Raw genomic sequence first — 21313 nt, 5'->3', positions numbered from 1 at the left:
TCCTCTACCTCTATTTTTTAATCAATAATATCAGAAAAAGTATCAGCTGTTCACAACTTCTTCTATCAGTTTAACCCATTTTTTCGTTGTCTCTTCTATAGAGTATCTTTTTGCTGTCTCAACAGCATTTTTTGATATGGCTCTGTACTGATCATCCGATAGGCTGAGCATCTGTCTCATCTTTTCCTCAAGACCTTTTGTGTCGCCAACAGGAACAGAAAAACCGTTGTACCCATCCTTTAGATATTCAGCTATACCTCCAGCAAGTGTAGATAAGACCACCTTTCCAGAAGCCATAGCCTGAAGGAGAGCACCTGCTATCCCTTCAGAGTTTGATGATAGAACAAAAAAGTCAGCTCCCTGAAGAAGCCTGTCAACATCAGGTCTGAAACCAAGTGTAATAACCTTATCTTTAAGTCCAAGCTGATCTATCATACTCTTTGCTTCCTCACCATCTGTATCGTTTCCTACAAGTATCAGCCTGCAGTTTTCACAGTTAAGATCCTTGAAAGCTTTTAAAAGTATGTCCTGGCCTTTTCTCCACGGCTGCCAGTTTGCAACATTTATGAAAACTTTTTCCCTATCAGATATCCCAAGTTCTTCCCTTACAGCATCTCTGAACTCATCATAAGGTTTAAACCTTGAAAGGTCTATTCCGCTTTCTATAGTCACAAGTTTTTCGGGGAAGAAACCATTTTCAGCAAGCTGCTTTGCAACATCCTTTGAAACAACAACAATTCTGTCAGCTATTGAGTACTTGAGATACTTCGAGACAAATGAAGGGATATATCCCGATCTTCTCATTGCTATAACTTTTGGTTTTTTCTTCAGAAAAGGGTAAATGATCCTGAGGTAGTTAAAAGACCACGAGGAGTTTGGAATTACAACATCGTAATTTCCTTCGGTTATTATTCTGTAAAGCCTTCTGTAGTTTTTTATATTAAACCTTCTTTTGCTCCCGTTGTCTATCTCGTAAAATTTCAGAGGGACTTTTTTATCAAGCCTCTCTATCATCTCTTTATGATCAAAAGCAAGTGCAAGATCAACATGGAAATATCCTGACAGCTCCCTTGTTATGAGATATGTCTGCTCCTTTGTTCCACACCAGCCGTGGCTGTCTATTATCTCAAGTATCCTTATATCCTTTTTCAAATATCTTCTCCCGGTGCTATAATTTGTTTGTTTCAAATTATATCAGGAGCTAACAGATGCAAGCAAAAGGTCAGACAGTTCTTGTAACAGGAGCAGCGGGATTTATTGGATGGAAAACATCAAAACTACTCCTTGAAGGCGGTTTTAATGTTGTTGGGATTGACAATATGAACAGCTACTATGATGTCCGCCTTAAAGAGTGGAGAAAGAAAGATCTTGAAAGGTATGAAAACTTCAGGTTTTTCCATATTGATATAGAAAATTTAGGAGCTTTGAGGGTTCTTTTTGATAGCTTCCAGTTTGATGCTGTTTTGAACCTCGCAGCAAGGGCAGGTGTTAGATACTCAATGGAGAATCCACATGTTTACCTCCAGACAAACGCACAGGGAACATTAAATCTACTTGAGATGATGAAAGATCACGGTATAAAAAAGATGGTTTTAGCTTCAACATCATCTCTTTACGCCGGACAGCCTATGCCTTTCAAGGAAGACCTACCTGTAAATACACCTATATCACCTTACGCTGCTTCAAAAAAGGCTGCCGAAGTTATGGCCTACACTTACCATTATCTTTACGGTCTCGATATAACAGTTGTAAGATACTTCACAGTTTACGGTCCCGCAGGAAGACCTGATATGAGTATATTCAGGTTTATAAAATGGATAGACGAGGGAAAACCTATAAAGCTTTTCGGGGACGGATCACAGGCAAGGGATTTTACATATGTTGATGATATAGCCAAGGGGACAGTTCTGGCAATGAAAAATCTCGGGTATGAGATCATAAATCTCGGTGGGGGTAAAAACCCAATCTCTTTAAAAAGTATCATCCAGAAGATAGAAGATCTACTTGGAAAGAAGGCTGTAATAGAGTACAGACCTTTTCATAAAGCTGATATGAAGGAGACATGGGCTGATATTGAGAAAGCTGAAAAAATACTTGGATGGCGTCCTGAGATAAGTATTGATGAAGGGTTAAAAAGAACTGTCCAGTGGTATATTGAGAACAGAGAATGGCTTAAAGATATAAAACTTGAAGAGGGAAAACAGAATATATAGACCTCAGAAAGTGAAAATCTGAAAGCCTGAGTATATCTTAATATTAAGAGATCAAGGTAAAGGAGGGATCATATTGTCTGCAATTCCTATTGTTTATAAGGATATCTGTCCAAACTGCGGAGGGGAGATAACAGCTGAAAGATTAGAAAAAGGTCTTCTATGTGAAAGCTGTCTGCCTGAGGAGATACCAAGGGAAGATATATGCGGTATATTAGGTTACGGCAGGTTTGTTTCAATATGTGAGCTATGGGATAAGGTAAATGATTTTAAAAGTTATTTTAAAGGGATAATAAATAACGATCTTTGGTCAATACAGGAAACATGGACCAAAAGGTTTTTTCTGAATATATCATACGCACTTTTAGCACCCACAGGGATAGGGAAAACAACATTTGGTCTTGTTCTTTCAAAATATCTTTCAGAAAAGGAAGGTAAAAAAACATACCTTATATTCCCAACGCAGGTTCTCGTTAATCAGGCTTATGACAGGCTTGTATCATTTGGTATGGATCCTGAAAAACTTCTGGCTTACAGCACAAAATTTGCAAAAACAAAGAAAAAACAGGAGGAGCTTAAAGAGAAGATAAAAAATAACCAGTTTGATATTCTGATAACAACAACTATGTTCCTGTACAAAAATATAGACATAATTCCAAAAGGTGAGTTCTCACTTGTCTTTGTTGATGATGTTGATAGCGTGTTAAAAAGTGCAAAGAATATAGACAAGATACTTATGCTACTTGGTTTTTCAGAAGAGGATATACAGGATACATTAAAGTTCATAACATTTAAACAGAAAATTTTCAGACAGGGTCAGCCAGAAGAGAAAGATCTTGAGATATTCAACAGATGGCAGGAAAAGATAAACAGGATAAGTCAGAAGAGAAAAGGTGTTCTTATAGTATCCTCAGCCACATCAAACCCAAGATCAAAAAGGGTAAACCTTTTCAGAGAGCTTCTTGGATTTGAGGTTGGAAGACCTTCCCTGACACTCAGAAATATTGAAGATCTTTATGAGAAGCCTGATGATGTATGGGAAACTTCCGTTGAGAGGATAAAAAAACTTGGATCTGGAGGGCTTGTTTTCCTCTCATCATCTGAAACAAGAGAGACATTAGAAAGGTATGTTAAGTTCTTAAATGAGAAAGGTATAAATGCTATCTCGTATGAAGACCTTATGGACAGTTTAGAGAAGTTCAGATCAGGTGAGATACCTGTAGTTGTTGGTTTTGCAAGCTACAGAAACCCGATAGCAAGAGGTCTTGATCTTCCTGATGTTATAAGATATGCGTTATTTGTAGGTGTTCCAAAACTACAGTTCAACATAAGATTTGAGGAGGAGTTTATACATCTTTACTACTTTATGCTGACTCTAACCCCATTTCTTATAAAGAAAAAACTTATAGATCCACAGGAAGTCAGACAGCTTTACGAGTATATAAACTTTTTGAAGGTATACGCCTTCATACCTGAAGAGAAGTTAGACAGAGAAAAGGCTGAAAGATTGAGGGAGATACAGGTATATGTAAAAAGTATTGTTGAGAAACCCGAGGTTTTTGACCAGATAAAAGATTCACCGGAAATAACACTTAAAAAAACTGATGAGGGATTCATACTTATAACAGCGGATGTAACAGGTTATATACAGGCTTCAGGGAGAACATCAAGGCTTTATGCTGGAGGTCTAACAAAAGGTCTTGCATATCTTCTTGTTGATGATGATAAAGCCTTCTACTCACTCCAGAAAAAAGTAAGATGGTTCAGTGAGGACATCCAGTTTAAACCTGCAGATCAGGTTGATCTTGAAAAGATATTGAAAGAGATAGATCAGGACAGGGAGAATGTCAGGAAGGTTCTTTCAGGTGAGATAATCGTTGAGGAGAGGCAGTCCTTTAAAACAACTGTTGTTATCGTGGAATCACCTAATAAGGCAAGAACAATAGCAAACTTCTTTGGTAAGCCATTAAGAAGAAAGCTCAAAGGTATAGACGCCTACGAGATAGCTATAGGAGATAAATTCTTAACGATCATAGCCAGTAAAGGTCATATATTTGATCTTAACAAAGAAGAGGAGTACTTTGGCGTCAGGAAGAACAGTCATTTCATACCTGTATTTGAACCTATTGATGAAGGCAGAAAACATATTATAGAAGGTATAAGGGAGCTTGATCTTGAGGTTCAGGAGGTTTTTATAGCAACAGACCCTGATACTGAAGGTGAGAAGATAAGCTACGATCTATACCTATTAAGTAAGCCTTACAACTTTAATGTAAAAAGAGCAGAGTTCCACGAGGTTACTAAGAAAGCATTTTTAGAGGCTGTTGAGAACTACAGAGATATTGACAAAAACCTTGTAAAAGCACAGCTTTTAAGGAGAATCTCAGACAGATGGATAGGTTTTACAATATCACAGTATGTTCAGGAGAAGCTTCACAGACATTATCTATCAGCAGGTAGAGTACAGACACCTGTTCTGGAATGGATAATAGAAAGAACAGACCAGGCAAAGCAGAAGATAGCTGTTGTGAGAGTCTTTATAGATAACATTCCTGTTGAGTTCAGTTTTGAAGACAGAAACAGGGCAAAATGGTTCTACCAGAATATACAGTTTGTTATCGTCTCAGTTAAAGAAAAAAAGGAAGAAAAGTTATTTGTAAGACCTTTCTCAACTGACACAATGCTCACAGCTTCAGCAAGGGAGCTTGGTTTTTCACCACAGGAGACAATGAGCCTTGCACAGGATCTGTTTGAGGCTGGTCTTATAACATACCACAGAACTGACAGTATAAGGGTCTCTGATGCAGGTGTTTTTGTTGCCAAAGAGTATATACAGGAGAATTTTGGCAGTGAGTATATAAAGATAAGAACATACTCAACATACGAAGGAGCTCATGAATGTATAAGACCAACAAGGGCTGTTGATGCAGATGAACTTAGATCAATGGTATACACAATGAACCTTCAGGGAATAACAAGGAAACATATAAGGCTTTATGATCTTATATTCAGGCAGTTTATAGCTTCGCAGATGAGAGAGGCTGTTGTTGAAAAGGTGGTATACAGTGTGAGAGCTTTTGATGAAGAGGTTGAGACTGATCTTATAACAGATATAATCCAGCATGGTTATGATCTTATCCTCCCAATCCGCACAGATAAACTTCCAGAAGGAAAGGTAGATATTAAGAAAAAAAGCTACCATCTCAAGCCTAAGGTTTCATACTACACATTTGGTGAGATAATTAAGGAGATGAAAGAAAAAGGAATAGGAAGACCATCAACATACGCAATAACTGTTCAGAAACTTCTGGACAGACATTACATAATTGAGAGAAGAGGATATCTCTTTCCAACAAAACTTGGAAGACAGGTTATGGAGCTTATAAAGAGAAGGGAAGATATCTATAGATTTGTAAATGAGAGCTTTACTAAAGAGCTTGAAAGCTTAATGGACAGGATTGAGCAGGGTAAGGCAGACTATGAAAAAGAGTTGGAAAAACTGTTTAAGGAGCTTGAGGAGAAAAAGCTTTTCTTCAAAGTAGAGATAGGTAAGTACAGTTATGAGGAGTGATCATGTTTTAAACTCCTCAAGTATCTTGTTCAGATTCTCTATAAGTTTGTACAGATGTTCCGTGGCTGTTGCTATCTCCTCAACACTTCTCGCATTAGCTCCAGATATCTCATTAATCCTTTCTATATCTTTTATTATCTCCTCTATCTCAGAAACTATAGATCTCACACTTACAGAGGCGTCCTCAGCCATCCTGACAGTCTGATCCATAACGGATGTGACCTCATCCACATCCCTTTCAACATGTGATGACGATTCCGTCAGTCTTGTTATATTCTCTGCATTAAAGGATATTTTTTCTGTTATAAGGTTTATCTCATTTATAAGTTCGGATATTGTCTCGGTTATACTGTCAACATACTCCCTTGATTTCTCAGCAAGTGATCTTACCTCATCTGCAACAACAGCAAAACCCCTTCCAACCTCACCTGCCCTTGCAGCCTCAATCGCAGCATTTAAAGCGAGAAGGTTCGTCTGGTCAGCTATATCCTCTATAAGTTTAAGAACCTCCTGTGTCTTATCTGTGCTTCTTTTAAGTGTTTCAAGCTCCCTGACAATATCCATCTCCTCTTCAGCACTTCTTTTAACTGTAACTATAAGCTCATTTATCTGGTTACTTGCCCTGTTAAGTATCCCGTTTGCCTTCTTTATCTCTTCTTTTGTCTCATCAAGTTTACTTACGAGATTTCTTAAAGGTTCCTGTGTTCCAAGGGCTTTTTCAGTTGTTTCCATCACTATTTTTGATTCTTCTTCCGCCCTTTTTCCTATCTCAACAGCTGTTGCTGAAAGCTCTGATGCTATAGAAGCATTCTCTTCTGCAGAGATCTTAGCCTGCTCTATAGCCTTCTTTGACGCCTCAAGGAAGTTATTTACAGCATCAGCTATATCATGCATCTCATCCTTTGAGTCAAGGTAAATCTTTTTCGTGAAATCTTTTGTCTGGGCTATATAATCAACACTTTCCTTTATAACTTGTATAGACCTGTTAATTGATCTCTGTATAACGAATCCAAGGAGTAAAATAGCTGATATAATAACCGCTGAAAAGGCTGTCTCTAAAATCAGACTTCTAAAAACACTCTCCTTTGCAGCAGATATATCATTTATCAGGCTGTCGGACATATAATCTTCAACCTTCTTCATAAGGTTTATCTTTTCAGTTATCGTATCAAACCAGTATGACGGATCTATTCCAAACGCGCCTACAGACGCCTTTTCAAGGGCTATATTTTCCATCCTTTCTACTTCTTTTATAGCTTTTCCAACCATCGTTTTTTTGTAGAAATTAAGGAATTTGTCTGTTGCAAGCATCTTAAAGCCTGTAAGAAAGGCTCTCTGTTCCGAAAGTAAAGAAAGAAACCTCTGGTAGAGATGTTCATTAAAAGAATCCCTTGCAAAAACAGCTGAAAGAACAGCTCTTTCAATACCCATTCTTTCCTTTGCTAATAAGAAGTTCACGTATGCTGCAAGTTCCCTTGTTATCTTCGCATCAGAGCTGTACTTTGCTATTGAACCGATGGCATGTAGTAATTTTGTGTTTATATCGGTGTATAACTTTATAGCTTCTCTCAATGTTATGCTAAAATCATCAACCTCTCTTCTTATCTGCGGGATCGTATCTACCTTCTCAAGGATAACATTTATCTCCATCTTCAAGCCTTCGGGAAGATGGGAAAGGTCTATCTTTCTTATATAACTTTTTAACTCATCTACCTTTTTATCAGTTAATTTTCTCTGGGCTGAAAGCTCAGATCTGAACTCCTTTCCCTCACTACCAAGAAAACCAGCGGTTCTTCCTCTCTCTTTCTGGACTTCGTGAACAACAGCAGATAGCTTAACAGAAAGATTAACAGCATGTTCTAAAGATTGGGTCTCTCTGTATTTATTGTAGTTTCCATTGAATATTAATCCTGAGTAAAAAAGTATGACCAGAACAGGAACTAATGAAAGTATAAGTAGTTTTGTCTTTATTGAGAGATTAGAGAAAAAATACATATAGACCTCCTTAAAACAGTGGCAGATATAAAGGGAATTTTGATATAAATTATCGTCTAAGAAGAGAAATAACTTTAGATAAAAAGAGGGCATAAGCCCTCAGAGTTTTAATAGAGTCTGAAATGTCTTTTAAGGAATTTGTTCCATGTCTCTGGGAGTTTATCTATCTCTTCCTGGGCTATCCTTCTTACCTCTTCCTCAATACCTTTTATATCCTTGTTTATTCTTAATTTAACATCACATACCTGAGGTTCTGTAATAGGTTTTCCTATCTGGCTAACAAGATAACAGTAAGCCTCCTCAATCTCCTCTATCTCTGAAACTATCCTCTCTGCCATATCCATAGCTGCTGTGTTGTATATCTTTCCTATATGGGAAACCGGATTTTTACCAGCAGCAGCTTCAAGGCTCATAGGTCTGTAAGGTGTTATAAGACCATTAACCCTGTTACCTCTTCCGACCTGTCCGTCATCACCAGCCTCAGCTGATGTTCCTGTAACTGTGATGTATACAGACTCATTATCCGGATCATCTGCAGTGTTTATGAATATATCAACAGTTCTGTCTGTAAGCTTTTTAGCAAGGGAATAAGCATAGTTTGTAACTATCTCCTTCTTTTCCATATAATCGTTAACATCCTTAACATACCTGTCAACGAAAGCCATAGCTATAGTTATCCTTATATAATCGTCATTTCTAACACCCATAATCTTGATGTCCTCACCAACATACGGGTGTTCCTTTTTAAACTCCTTGCTGTTTAAAGCCTTCTCAAGCTCGTAAACGATAGTTTCTATATCATTGAAAGGTGCATAACCAACACCGAATGATGTATCATTTGCCAGCGGTATCTCTCCCTTTATCTGAAATCTCTCAAAAAGTTCTACAAGATCCTTACTTCCAGGTTTTAGCTTGGGATGGATGATTATATGGTTTGATATATCTATATTTGGTATATTCTCCTTTAACCATCTGTGAGCAGTTTCTATAGCAAGCTCCTCAACAGGAAGCCTCTTCCCGTTAAGCTCGTTTATAGCCCTTCCTGTAAGATAAACCTCAATAGGAGCAACCATATGACCGCCGCCAAACCTGGGATCCGCTATACCACCTATTAAAAGTGCTTTATCAACATTATGGTGCATAATAGCACCGCACTCTTTTCTGTAAAGCTCGGATAAAGCTATGGAAAGCTCCTCAGCAAGAGCATCACATATAGTGTCAGGATGTCCAATACCTTTTCTTTCAACAATCTCAACAGGCAGATCTGAAACTTTTGGAAATTCAAGGGTTCCAACAGCGATCTTTGCCAATTTAAAACCTCCAGATTAATTTTTAAGAGAAGATATTAGAATAATATATTTTTTTAATGTTTACAACTTGTTATGAATGTTCTATAATATTAGTCTTGATTCTTGATTTTTAACTGTATTTGGGATAAATTATTTAACCGCTTAAGAAAAAAAGGAGGTTTTCATGGCTCATACACGTTCAGCTAAGAAAAGAATAAGACAGGCAGAAAAGAGAAGACTGCTTAACAGGTACCATATATCAAGAATGAAAACAGCTATAAAGAGAATAACAGAAGCTCTTAAAAATAAAGATATAGAAACAGCTGAAAAACTTTTACCTCTCGCTCAGAAGCTGGCATACAGAGCTGCTGCTAAAGGGGCCATACACAAAAACGAGGCAGCAAGAAGGGTCTCAAGAATATACAGAAAAGTTAACGCTGCTAAAGCATCTTTATCACAGTAAAGAAGTATGGCGGTGTAGCTCAGCTGGTTAGAGCACGCGGCTCATATCCGCGGAGTCGCAGGTTCGAGTCCTGCCACCGCCATTTTAATAAAATCAGATGGCGGTTTCCCGCCTGTTGCCTTGGTTGAGAAAAAGTTCTTAGAAGCTGTAAAAAAATACAGTCTCATCTCTGAAGGGGATAGAATACTCGTTGCATTCTCTGGAGGTATAGATTCCACTGTTCTCACATATCTTCTAATAAAATTCAGGGATCATCTTAAAATATCTGATATCTATCTAGCCCATCTAAACCACTCCTTAAGAAAAGAGTCTGACGAGGATCAGAGATTCTGTGAAGATTTCGCAAAAAAGTATGGACTGGAGATATTCACAAAAAAGGTTGATATAAAATCACTTGCCGAAAAGGAGAAAAAATCCATAGAGCAGAAGGCAAGGGAGGAAAGGTACAGCTTTTTCAGGAAGGTTATGGAAGAAAGATCAATTAACAGACTCGCTACAGGACACCATCTTTCCGATCTTGTGGAGACCATGATAATGTGGTTCATACAGGGGAACAGGAAAGGAATAAAAGGGTTCAGACCTAAAGAGAGGGATATAATCAGACCTTTATACCTGATAAACAAGGATCAGATAGAGAACTACGCCAGGGAAAAAGGAATTGAGTACAGGATAGATATCACAAACTTTGAGACAGACTTTCTGAGAAACAGGATAAGGCACAATATTATCCCACATATAAAAGGGATAAACCCATCACTTGAAGGATCTCTGCTTACACTCTCATACTTCCTATCATTAGATGATCAGTATCTTGAGGAAGAGTCTGAAAAGATTTCACAGAAATTTCTCAACGGTAAGATAGAATTAGAGGAGCTTTTAGTTTACGATAAAGCCCTGGTTTACAGAGCTATTCAGAACTGGATCTACAGAAAAACTGGAGTATACCCTTCATACAGGCAGATTATGGATATTATGGAGATTATAGAAAAAAAAGAGGGAACAAAGAGTATAAGATTAAGTCCAGAGTACAACCTTATAAGGAGATACAGCACATTATATATAGAGAAGGTAAAGGAAAAAACAGAGCCTTACCAGTACAGGATAAAACCAGGGGAAAAGATCTTTGTAAAAGAGGCTAATCTGTATATAAAATCCTATATTGAAACAGACTACACATTAGATAAATTAAAAGATGAAAGGAAAAAGGTATGCTTCCAGATTGAAAGTATGGAAGATGCTGAGTTTGTTGTGAGAAACAGAAGAAAAGGTGATAGGTTTATACCTTTTGGTAGAAAAAAGGAGAAAAAACTGAAGGATGTTATGATAGACTTAAAAATACCCTCAGATATGAGAGAGAACATACCGCTTGTTGTTTATGGAAATAAAATATTGTGGATTGCAGGATATAAGAGATCGGCATATTTTCCTGTAACGGAAAAAGGTAAAAAGTTAATATGTTTTGAATTAGAGGAGGTATAGATGCAGTTTTCAAAAAGCCTTTTAATATGGTTTCTAATAGGGGCTTTAATGATATTTGCCTTTAATATGTTCAGTGCAAAACCTTCATTTGAACATAAAGTGTCCTTTACTGAGTTTGTTGAGATGGTAAATGAAGGAAAGATTAAAGAGGCCACAGTTAAAGGTGAGGAGATCGTTGCCATCTCAGAAAATGGGAAAAAGATAGAGACAGTTATACCTGAAGGTTACGATAAGATATACGACATACTTTCTGAGAATAACGTCCAGATAACCGTTGTTCCTCAGGAGAAAAGCGGATGGCTTGCAACACTTCTGATATCATGGCTTCCTATTCTCCTGTTTATAGGTCTGTGGATCTTCATGATGAGACAGATGTCAGGTGGAAGTAACAGGGCTTTCTCATTCGCAAAATCAAAGGCAAAGGTATATTTAGAGGAAAAACCTAATGTGAAACTTGATGATGTTGCCGGCATGGACGAGGTAAAGGAAGAGGTCAAAGAGCTTATAGATTACCTTAAAGAGCCTCAGAGATTCCAGAAGTTAGGTGGAAGAGCACCAAAAGGTATCCTTCTTTACGGTGATCCTGGTGTAGGTAAAACATTACTTGCAAAGGCTATAGCAGGTGAGGCAAATGTTCCTTTTATATCCATATCAGGATCAGATTTTGTTGAGATGTTTGTTGGTGTAGGTGCAGCAAGGGTAAGGGATCTTTTTGAGACAGCAAAAAAACATGCACCATGTCTTGTTTTCATAGATGAGATTGACGCCGTAGGTAGAGCAAGAAGTGGTGTTGGATTTGGTGGAGGACATGACGAGAGGGAGCAGACGCTTAACCAGCTTCTTGTTGAGCTTGATGGTTTTGATTCAAGTGAAGGTATTATAGTTATAGCAGCAACAAACAGACCTGACATACTTGATCCAGCACTTTTAAGACCTGGCAGATTTGACAGACAGATATCAGTTCCAAAACCTGATGTTAAGGGAAGATACGAGATACTTAAGGTTCACGTTAAAAAGAAAAATATACCGTTAGGTGATGATGTTGATCTTATGGTTATAGCAAGGGGAACACCAGGATTTTCAGGGGCTGATCTTGCGAATGTTGTAAATGAAGCTGCACTGCTTGCTGCAAGGAGAAGAAAAGAGAAGGTTGGTATGAGAGAGTTTGAGGACGCTATGGACAGGATAATGATGGGTCTTGAGAGAAAGGGAATGGCAATAACACCTGCTGAAAAAGAGAAGATAGCCTACCATGAGGTTGGACATGCTATTGTAGGTATGATGTTTAAAGAGTCTGATCCATTACATAAAGTCTCAATCATACCAAGGGGAATGGCCCTTGGCGTTACTGTAAATCTCCCTGAGGAAGACAGACATCTTTACTCTAAAAAGGATCTTATGGCGAGACTTCATCAGCTTTTTGGTGGAAGAGCTGCTGAGGAGGTTTTCTACGGAAAAGATGGCATAACAACAGGAGCTGAAAATGATCTTATGAGGGCAACGGAGCTTGCATACAGAATAGTTGCATCCTGGGGAATGACAGATGAGCTTGGACCTATACATGTATCAACTTCAAGAAACAACCCATTTACACCTTCACAGGGTCCTGAGATAAGTGAGGAGACAGCAAGAAAGATAGATGAGCAGGTAAGCAGGCTTTTAAGGGAGTCTTACGAAAGGGCAAAACAGATAATAGAGAACTATAAAGACGCTGTCACAGCTGTTGTTGAGCTTCTTATAGACAAGGAAACGATAACATGTGAGGAGATGCTCTCTATACTTGAGAAGTACGGTGTTCCTGTTGTAAACAGATGTAGAAAGTCTGTGGTTGAAGTAATATCTGACTCATCAGCACCTGAAGTTCCAGCAGGACAGGTTGACTGATATGATAGACACACACGCTCATCTTGATATGCTGAAATCTGAGGAAGATCTTTTAGAAAGTGTAGAGAAACTGGACTATATAATCACTATAGGCTGTGATAAAGAAGAGATATACAGGGCTATAGAGTTAGCTGAAAAATTTGAGAATGTTTATGCTTCTATAGGTTTTCATCCTTACGACGTTAACGGTATAGATGATAAAGATCTTGATAATCTCAGGAGCTTAGCGGTTGAAAAAAGAAAGGTCGTTGCTATAGGAGAGACAGGACTTGATTTTTACAGAGATATAACACCTAAAGATAGACAGATATACTTTTTTGAAAAGCAGATACAGATCTCAAAGGAACTTGAACTACCATTAGTTGTCCACTCAAGGTCAGCTGATAAAGAGACAGTTGAGATATTGGAAAAGTATTACCCTTATCCGGCATCGGGAGTTATGCACTGCTTCGGCGGAAGCATTGATATGATGAGAGCATCGGTTGATATGGGTTTTTATATATCATTTGCAGGAAATGTAACATACCCTAAAGCTGACAGTCTTAGAGAGGTTCTGAAAAATACACCTCTTGACAGACTTTTACTAGAGACAGACAGCCCATTTTTATCACCACAGAAGAAAAGGGGAAAGCCTAACAGGCCTTCATATATATACTACACACTTGATTATGTCTCATCACTTCTTGGAATAAGCAGTGAAGAGCTTGAGAAGATAACTGACAGGAATGCAAAAAGGCTTTTTAAAATAGAAGAATATGAGAATATAATTGTTGATAAAATATTAGAATGATATAAAATCTTACAAAAAATTTTTCACGGGGAAAGATGATTATAGGCAGTGTTGTTTTTGAGATTCATATACCCTATGCTGGATCATTAAAAGAGAAAAGGATGGTTGTAAGATCGGTTAAAGAAAAGCTTAAATCCAAGTTTAACGTATCTGTCTCAGAGATTGGAGATCTTGATAAATGGCAGTCTGCCCAGGTGGCTGTAGTCACTGTAGCACCTGACAGAAAACAGGCTGAAAAGGTAGTTCAGAATGTTATAAACTTTGTTGAGAACAACTACCCGGATATACATATAAACGTTTACAAGGAGCTGATATGAAAAGATCACACAGAATGGAAAAGGTGAACAACGAGCTGAAGAGGGTTTTAAGTGAGATATTTCTAACGGAGATTCCTGTCCAGCAGGACAACATAGTTACAGTTCTCAGGGTTGAGGCAACATCAGACCTTAACGAGGCAAAGGTTTATGTATCAGCTTTAAAGAATGGACAGGATGTTGTTGAACAGCTGAACCAGAAAAGCGGTTATATAAGACATCTTGTTGGGAACAGGATAAAGATAAGAAAGGTTCCAAAGTTTAAGTTTATTCTTGCGGAAGATCTACCTATACTTGTCTAAACAGGAGGGTCATTTTGAAGAAAAAGATAGCCATAGGGGTAGTTCTATTTCTGATAATAATATACCTTATATCTTTCTTCTCTTACAGAGCAACACCAAAGATAGCGATTATTGAGATACACGGGGTTATCTCAGATTTTTACTCCCATATACAGAATATTGAGTCTGCAGAGTCTGATGATTCAATAAAAGCTGTTGTTATTTCTGTTGACAGTCCTGGAGGAACTGTAGGGGCTGCACAGGAGATATACAGGGCTATTGAGAGATTGAGAACAAAGAAACCTGTTGTTGTGTCAATGGGTAATGTTGCAGCATCGGGAGGATACTATATAAGTGCCCCTGCATCGGTGATATACGCAAACCCGGGAACAATAACAGGAAGTATAGGTGTTATCATACAGCATATGGATCTATCAAGGGTATTGGATAAGTTAGGTATAAAGGTTGAGAATATCAAAAGCGGTAAAAACAAGGACATTCTCTATCCAAACAAAAGCCTCTCACCTGAACAGAAAAAGCTTATAGAAGATACAATAAAAGATGTTTACGATCAGTTCCTTGAGGCGATTGTCAGATACAGACCTATCACAAAGGATCAGCTGAGACCTTATGCAGATGGAAGAATATTCAGCGGAAGACAGGCAAAGAAGATAAAGCTTGTTGATAAACTTGGGAATATACAGGATGCTGTAAATGAGGCGAGGAAACTTGCAGGTTTAGAAGACAGACATGTTGTGATCATAAAGTTAGGAAAGAGAAAAAATATTCTTGAAAAACTTTTAAACTCCGATATGAACAGTATAATAACACCTTCGGGGATTTACTATATGCTCTCATTCTGATAATAATCATAACTGATAAGGGTGCTGTTGTATAAAATAAAAAAAACATTAATTGGAGGTTTTAAAAATGCAATCAACAGTTAATTTTACAGTAACTGAAACCGCTGCCAATGAGATCAAAAAGATAGCTGACGAACAGGGAATAGAAAATCCTATCTTAAGGGTTAGGGTCGTTCCTGGTGGATGTTCAGGTTTTCAGTATGCTATGGGATTTGATGAGGAGATAACAGAAAATGATAAGGTTGTTGAGCTTGAAAATGGCGTTAAGATCGCTATTGATGAGTTCAGCGCTCCGTATATAGGTGGTGCTGTTTTAGATTACGTTCAGGACTTTATGGGAGGTGGATTCACAATAAAGAATCCAAACGCAGCAAACTCCTGTGGATGTGGAAACTCTTTTTCCTGTTAAATAAAAAGGGGCTTAAAAGCCCCTTTAAACCTTTTTCTCACTTTCACACTCACCGTAAACAGGACAGCTTGCACACTTACCCTTCTGTATATCCTTTCTGAATTTCTTATAAAGGTAAAACACAGAACCACCAACGAGTAAGGAAAGTATCACTATATCAGCTACACTCATCTCATCACCATCTTTTTTAATCTTAAATTAATACTTTTTTCCAGATTTTGTATAACAAAAATCAGATTTGATCAGATTTCCTGATAAAATAATATAAAAGGACGGAGGAATGTAATGTACCTTTGGATAAAAGCTTTACATATAATGTCTGTGATATCATGGTTTGCTGTTCTTTTCTATCTTCCAAGACTTTTCGTTTACCACGCTGAGAACAGGGATAAAAAGGAGTTTGTATCTGTTGTAAAGATAATGGAGTACAAACTTCACAAATATATAGGTATTCCGGCATTCTGGGGAACGGTTATAACAGGGAGTTTACTTATAGTTATGAACCCTGATCTTTTCAAATCAGGGGGATGGCTTCACGCAAAACTACTTTTCGTTTCACTCTTAATAGGCTACTACATATACACAGCTGTTCTTAGAAGGAAGCTTGAGGCTGATCAGTGTGACAGATCCGGAAAGTTTTTCAGAATGTACAATGAGATACCCACAATACTGATGATAATTATAGTATCACTTGCAGTTGTAAAACCATTCTAAAGGAAGGATATGTTAGACAGACTTTACGTTAGGAAAAAGATTGAACAGTTTTTAATGGAGGATATCGGTTATTCTGATTTAACCAGTGATAATCTTGGTATCAGTAAAGATATAAAAGCCTCAGTTATTGCAAAGGAAGATGGAATAATAGCTGGGATTGATTTCGCAAAAGAGGTTTTTCTGATACTGGACAGAGATATCAGATTTCCATTTTCTTTAAAGGATGGATCAGAGGTAAAAAAAGGTGACACTGTATTGAGTGTTGAAGGTTCTGCCGTTTCTGTTCTGAAAGGTGAAAGGGTAGCCCTCAATATTCTTCAGAGACTTTCAGGCATAGCAACAACAGCGTCAAGATACGCAGAGAAGATCAAGGATCTTAAAACCAGGATACTTGACACAAGGAAGACAACCCCAGGATTTAGAGCCTTTGAGAAGTATGCTGTTAAAGTTGGTGGAGGTTCAAACCACAGATTCGCTCTGTACGATATGGTTATGATAAAGGACAACCATATCGCCGTCTGTGGGGGGATAACAAAAGCTGTGAACAGGATAAGGGAAAATGTCTCACCTATGGTTAAGATAGAGGTTGAGGTGTCCGATTTGAATCAGTTAAAGGAAGCTCTTTCACTTAATGTAGATATCATAATGCTTGACAATATGAGTTTAGAGATGCTTAAAGAGGCCGTCAATATTGTTAACGGAAAGGTTTTACTGGAAGCATCCGGAAATATAACTGTTGAAAATGTAAGAGATGTTGCCCTTACAGGTGTGGATTTTATATCATCAGGATCAATAATACACTCAAGCAGATGGCTTGATCTGAGTATGAAAATATAAAATACATAACAGGAGGAAACTAAATGAAAAGAACTTTCAAGATCGCGGTTTTACCAGGAGATGGAATTGGACCTGAGATTATGGAAGCAGCTATTGAGGTTCTGAACGCTGTTTCTAAAAAGTATGATTTACAGTTTGAGTATAAGGAAGGCCTGATAGGTGGTGCTGCGATTGATGCAACAGGTGATCCACTGCCTGATGAAACATTAAAGATAGCGAAAGAGAGTGACGCTGTTCTACTTGCTGCTGTAGGTGGTGAGAAATGGGATAATCTTCCTACAGATAAAAGACCTGAGAAGGGACTGCTCAGGATAAGAAAGGAGCTTGAGCTTTTTGCAAACCTCAGACCTGGAAAGGCTTACACAGCACTTCTGGACTCTTCACCTCTCAAGGAAACACTTATAAAAGGTGTTGATCTTGTTGTTATAAGAGAGCTGACTGGAGGGATATACTTTGGAGAACCAAGGGGAATAGAGGAAAGGAAAGGTGAGAAAGTAGGATTCAATACGATGATCTACTATGAACATGAGGTAAAAAGGATAGCAAAACTTGCCTTTGAGATAGCAAGGGGAAGAAAGAAGAAAGTAACAAGCGTTGATAAGGCAAATGTTTTAGAGGTTTCTGCCCTGTGGAGGGAGATAGTAACAGAAACACACTCTGATTATCAGGATGTTGAGCTTGAACATATGTATGTGGATAACTGTGCTATGCAGCTTGTTAGAAGACCTAAGGATTTTGATGTTATCGTTACAGGAAACCTTTTCGGTGATATCCTCTCAGATGAAGCAGGAGCTTTAACAGGAAGTCTCGGAATGCTTCCATCAGCAAGTATAGGTGAGAGGTATGCACTTTACGAACCTGTTCACGGTTCAGCACCTGATATAGCGGGTCAGGGTATCGCAAACCCGATAGCCATGATACTTTCAGCAGCTATGATGCTTGATATAACATGTAAAGTTCCACAGGCAGCAAGGGATATAGAAAATGCTGTTGAGAAGGTTCTCAATGAAGGTTACAGAACAGGGGATATATGGTCACCGGGAACAAAAAAAGTAAATACAAAGGAGATGACAGAGGCTATAATTGAACATATTTAAACATTAATATATGTTAATTTAACATGATTTTATAATATGTGTGGTAAAATTTTTAAAAAATATAACCGGAGAGGGGTGCTGAATATTTTCTGGATAGGGTTAGTATTGGTCTTAATAAAACTGTCGTATGGGATTGAACCTATACAGCCTATACCAATACGTATTGAGTACAATAGAGAGAAAGCCGAGCTCGGTAAGATACTGTTCCACGACCCTATACTATCAAGGGACAGGTCTGTATCCTGTGCATCATGCCATGATGTTTACGAAAAATGGGGAACCGATCATAGAAAAGCCTCTGTTGGGGTTGGGGGGAAGGTTGGTAACGTTAACGCTCCAACAGTTTTCAACACATTTTTCAATTTCAGACAGTTCTGGAACGGAAGGGCAAAGAATCTAAAAGAGCAGGTTGAAGGCCCTATACATAATCCCATTGAGATGGGAATGAGCAAAAGGGAGATAGAGAAAAGACTGAACAGTATTCCCTTTTACAGAAAAATGTTTAAAAAGATTTATAATGCAGACAGAATAACTTACGATATAGTTATTGATGCGATAGTTGAGTTTGAGAAGGCTTTGATAACACCGAACAGCAAGTTTGATAGATATCTCAGAGGTGAGGTAAAACTTTCAAAAGAGGAAAAAGAAGGGTACATGCTTTTTAAAAAGTTTGGATGTATAACATGTCATAACGGTATAAATGTTGGTGGGAACTCCTTTCAGAAGATAGGAGCTATAAAACCTTTCCCGTGGAGTCCAGAAAACCCAGACAGATATCAGCTAACAAAAAGAGAGTTTGATAAAAACAGGTATAAGGTTCCTTCACTGAGAAATATAGAGTGTACATACCCTTACTTCCATGATGGTAGTGTCCAGACCCTTGAGGATGCTATCAGAACAATGGCATACCATAATCTCGGTTTTAAACTATCGGAAGAGGAGGTAAGAAAGATAGTAGCATTTCTCAAAACACTAACAGGCGAACTTCCTGAGATTCTCAAAAAAGATCTCAAGGACAGAAGATGAGAAAGGTCTATATCACAATACTGTTCGCCATTGTATTCAGTCTGAGTATCGTTTTTTTCAATAACTTCACAAGAAGATACGTAGAAAAAACAGCCTTTACATTGAGTCTTATAAAGGATATTGAATCTCTTGAGTACCAGCTAAACAACGAGATACTCAAAAACAGCTTTATGCTTTACTACAACCATGATATTATCTATGAGCTGATTGAGGATATATACAAAAAGATAGAAAAGCTTAAAAATGGTTATCTGACAAAGGATCAGTACAGTGAGACATACAAATATCTTCTCGCCTTTGAAAATGCTTTTAAGGAGAAAGAGGAGTATATTCACGACTTTGAGACCATAAACTCCATCATAAAAAATACACAGACATTTATACCTTCACTCGTTTTAAGATACATTGAGATAGCTCAACATGAGAACAACGAATACTTCTACCTTATATCAAGTATAGCCTCATCTATATACCTTGCAAAAAACAGTCTTGATGAGGATTTTATTGATGATCTGGAGGAAAAGATAAAAAAACTTGAAAGTTTCAGATTTAAAGACCCAAAACTTAACGAGTTCAATGAGGTTTACCTATCACATATAAGGGTTTTTATAGAAAATTTCACAAAGTACCAGTACATACTTGATTACATACTAAATAAGAAAAAGGATATATACTTCCTCTCAGAAACAAAGAAAACATTCATAAACAGTTCAAAGGAAGAGACAAAGTTTATCACAGTTTTTTCAACATTACTCAGTATAGTATTTCTCGTAGGTCTTGCTATAGTTGCCTACCTTATGATCTCACTTGACAGGAAGAATATAACACTTTTAAAACTGAAGAAGAACCTGGAAAAGGCGTTAACAACAGATGAACTTACAGGACTTCCAAACAGGCTTGCATTTAATATAGACAAAAAAATATCAAAGAATCCAGCATTTATACTTATCAATATAGACAACTTCAAGCAGATAAACGATTTTTACGGAACAGATACAGGGGATTTTGTTCTTGTGAAGGTGGGGGAGATAATATCAAGATTTATAAAGGAGAAGAATATAAAAGGGACAGTTTACAGGATAGGAGCAGACGATTTTGGGATACTCGTTGAGGACAATACGGATAATGTTGAACATATAACGAAACAGCTTTTAACAAGAATAGAAAAACATAGATTTAAACTTGCAGATATTGATCTTTTTATAAATGTTTCAGCCGGTATATCAACAGAAAGACCTCTTTTTGAAAAGGCTGACATGGCATTAAAGCGTATAAAAGAGCTGAAGAAAAAATATCTCGTTTACAACGAGGAACTTGATCTTGCCAAGGATATCGGAAACAACCTGAAAATACTTTCAATCATAAAGGATGCTATTGAAAGTGAAAGAATATTCTTTGTGTTCCAGCCTATAAAATCTGTTAAGGATGAAAAGATTGACAAGTATGAGGTCCTTGTAAGGATAAAAGACAGGGAAGGTAACATAATAGAACCTAACGTATTTATACCTATTGCAAAGGAAAGTGGATATTACGGATATATAACAAGGACCGTCCTAGAAAAAACCTTAAAATTGATAGAGGAGTACCCTTACAGATTTTCAATAAATCTATCAATTGAAGATATTATGGACCCTGACACAAGGGATTTTATATACGAGAAGATAATAACAAAAAGGGAGCTTGCAGAAAGACTTACACTGGAGATACTTGAGAGTGAAAGTGCAGGGAATTATGAGGACAGTCATGAGTTTGTAAAAAAGGTAAAAATGTGTGGCGTCCAGATAGCTATTGATGATTTTGGAAGCGGGTACTCAAACTTCTCACATGTTCTGAATCTTGAACCTGATTATATAAAGATAGATGCGTCCCTTATAAAAAATATAGACAAGGACATATACTCACAGGTAGTTGTATCAACAATAATAACATTTGCGTCAAAACTTGGGATAAAAACGATAGCGGAGTTTGTTCACAATGACAGCATATATGAGATTGTGAAGGATCTCGGTGTTGATTATGTGCAGGGGTACTATATAGGTAAGCCTATAGACAAATTACCATAAATGTCTATATTACAGTATAATTAAATAA

General features: G+C 37.5%; 19 protein-coding genes and 1 tRNA gene. 16 read left to right on the top strand and 4 right to left on the bottom strand.

Features of this window, described 5'->3' with window-relative positions:
* Positions 1–42 precede the first annotated feature (42 nt).
* A complete protein-coding gene (locus PERMA_RS02005) occupies positions 43–1152 on the bottom strand; it encodes a glycosyltransferase (protein ID WP_012675901.1) in 1110 nt (369 codons plus the stop codon).
* Between the two features lie 56 nt (positions 1153–1208).
* Between PERMA_RS02005 and PERMA_RS02000 the strand changes: the two genes are divergently transcribed.
* On the top strand, positions 1209–2213 hold the full coding sequence (locus PERMA_RS02000; RefSeq protein WP_012676728.1) for an SDR family NAD(P)-dependent oxidoreductase: 1005 nt from the start codon (positions 1209–1211) through the stop codon (positions 2211–2213).
* Positions 2214–2286: 73 nt separating this feature from the next.
* The gene (gene rgy, locus PERMA_RS01995; RefSeq protein ID WP_012676084.1) at positions 2287–5781 is read left to right on the top strand and encodes a reverse gyrase; all 3495 of its coding nucleotides are present in this window, start codon (positions 2287–2289) and stop codon (positions 5779–5781) included.
* Here rgy and PERMA_RS01990 read toward each other — a convergent pair whose 3' ends face one another.
* Entirely contained in the window at positions 5782–7776 is a 1995-nt protein-coding gene (locus PERMA_RS01990; RefSeq protein ID WP_012676939.1) for a methyl-accepting chemotaxis protein, read from the bottom strand.
* Between the two features lie 107 nt (positions 7777–7883).
* On the bottom strand, positions 7884–9086 hold the full coding sequence (locus PERMA_RS01985) for a methionine adenosyltransferase (protein ID WP_012676192.1): 1203 nt from the start codon (positions 9084–9086) through the stop codon (positions 7884–7886).
* A 163-nt stretch (positions 9087–9249) separates the two neighbouring features.
* Here PERMA_RS01985 and rpsT point away from each other — a divergent pair, with 163 nt between their 5' ends.
* The 9 genes from rpsT to PERMA_RS01940 all read left to right on the top strand — a co-directional run bounded on the left by rpsT (position 9250) and on the right by PERMA_RS01940 (position 15548).
* On the top strand, positions 9250–9528 hold the full coding sequence (rpsT, locus tag PERMA_RS01980) for a 30S ribosomal protein S20 (protein ID WP_012675604.1): 279 nt from the start codon (positions 9250–9252) through the stop codon (positions 9526–9528).
* 8 nt (positions 9529–9536) lie between these two features.
* Positions 9537–9610 (top strand) — tRNA-Met (locus tag PERMA_RS01975).
* A gap of 38 nt (positions 9611–9648) precedes the next feature.
* Positions 9649–11007: a tRNA lysidine(34) synthetase TilS gene (tilS, locus tag PERMA_RS01970; protein WP_012676683.1), complete on the top strand. Its 1359-nt coding sequence runs from the start codon at positions 9649–9651 to the stop codon at positions 11005–11007.
* A complete protein-coding gene (ftsH, locus tag PERMA_RS01965) occupies positions 11008–12891 on the top strand; it encodes an ATP-dependent zinc metalloprotease FtsH (RefSeq protein WP_012675894.1) in 1884 nt (627 codons plus the stop codon).
* A gap of 1 nt (position 12892) precedes the next feature.
* Positions 12893–13681 (top strand): TatD family hydrolase, encoded by a 789-nt coding sequence (locus tag PERMA_RS01960; RefSeq protein ID WP_041530991.1) that lies wholly within the window; start codon positions 12893–12895, stop codon positions 13679–13681.
* A gap of 35 nt (positions 13682–13716) precedes the next feature.
* A complete protein-coding gene (locus tag PERMA_RS01955; protein ID WP_012676092.1) occupies positions 13717–13998 on the top strand; it encodes a DUF503 domain-containing protein in 282 nt (93 codons plus the stop codon).
* Positions 13995–14297 carry a 30S ribosome-binding factor RbfA gene (rbfA, locus tag PERMA_RS01950; RefSeq protein WP_015898922.1) on the top strand — a complete coding sequence of 101 codons (303 nt, stop codon included), beginning with the start codon at positions 13995–13997 and terminating at the stop codon, positions 14295–14297. The genes PERMA_RS01955 and rbfA overlap by 4 nt, the downstream gene beginning before the upstream one ends.
* Before the next feature lie 14 nt (positions 14298–14311).
* Positions 14312–15139 carry a signal peptide peptidase SppA gene (gene sppA, locus PERMA_RS01945; RefSeq protein ID WP_012675273.1) on the top strand — a complete coding sequence of 276 codons (828 nt, stop codon included), beginning with the start codon at positions 14312–14314 and terminating at the stop codon, positions 15137–15139.
* Between the two features lie 67 nt (positions 15140–15206).
* Positions 15207–15548, top strand: coding sequence for a HesB/IscA family protein (locus PERMA_RS01940; RefSeq protein WP_012676330.1), 342 nt, complete (start codon positions 15207–15209; stop codon positions 15546–15548).
* 24 nt (positions 15549–15572) lie between these two features.
* Here the strand turns inward: PERMA_RS01940 and PERMA_RS10685 are convergent, their stop codons facing one another.
* Positions 15573–15719, bottom strand: a complete 147-nt coding sequence (locus tag PERMA_RS10685) for a hypothetical protein (protein ID WP_012675486.1) — start codon at positions 15717–15719, stop codon at positions 15573–15575.
* Positions 15720–15833: 114 nt separating this feature from the next.
* Here PERMA_RS10685 and hemJ point away from each other — a divergent pair, with 114 nt between their 5' ends.
* The 5 genes from hemJ (at position 15834) to PERMA_RS10440 (ending at position 21285) form a co-directional block, all read left to right on the top strand.
* The gene (hemJ, locus tag PERMA_RS01935; RefSeq protein ID WP_012676583.1) at positions 15834–16262 is read left to right on the top strand and encodes a protoporphyrinogen oxidase HemJ; all 429 of its coding nucleotides are present in this window, start codon (positions 15834–15836) and stop codon (positions 16260–16262) included.
* Between the two features lie 9 nt (positions 16263–16271).
* Positions 16272–17099: a carboxylating nicotinate-nucleotide diphosphorylase gene (gene nadC, locus PERMA_RS01930; protein WP_012675656.1), complete on the top strand. Its 828-nt coding sequence runs from the start codon at positions 16272–16274 to the stop codon at positions 17097–17099.
* Between the two features lie 23 nt (positions 17100–17122).
* Complete coding sequence (gene leuB / locus PERMA_RS01925) at positions 17123–18196, top strand: 3-isopropylmalate dehydrogenase (protein WP_012675887.1); 1074 nt, start codon at positions 17123–17125, stop codon at positions 18194–18196.
* Between the two features lie 105 nt (positions 18197–18301).
* Entirely contained in the window at positions 18302–19222 is a 921-nt protein-coding gene (locus PERMA_RS01920) for a cytochrome-c peroxidase (protein WP_012675405.1), read from the top strand.
* Positions 19219–21285, top strand: a complete 2067-nt coding sequence (locus PERMA_RS10440; RefSeq protein WP_012676181.1) for an EAL domain-containing protein — start codon at positions 19219–19221, stop codon at positions 21283–21285. The genes PERMA_RS01920 and PERMA_RS10440 overlap by 4 nt, the downstream gene beginning before the upstream one ends.
* Positions 21286–21313: the final 28 nt, after the last annotated feature.

The sequence above is a fragment of the Persephonella marina EX-H1 genome, from assembly GCF_000021565.1.
Taxonomy (GTDB): Bacteria; Aquificota; Aquificia; order Aquificales; family Hydrogenothermaceae; genus Persephonella; species Persephonella marina.
The sequence above is the reverse complement of the archived record's forward strand: the minus strand, read 5'-3'. Positions and strand labels throughout refer to the sequence as shown.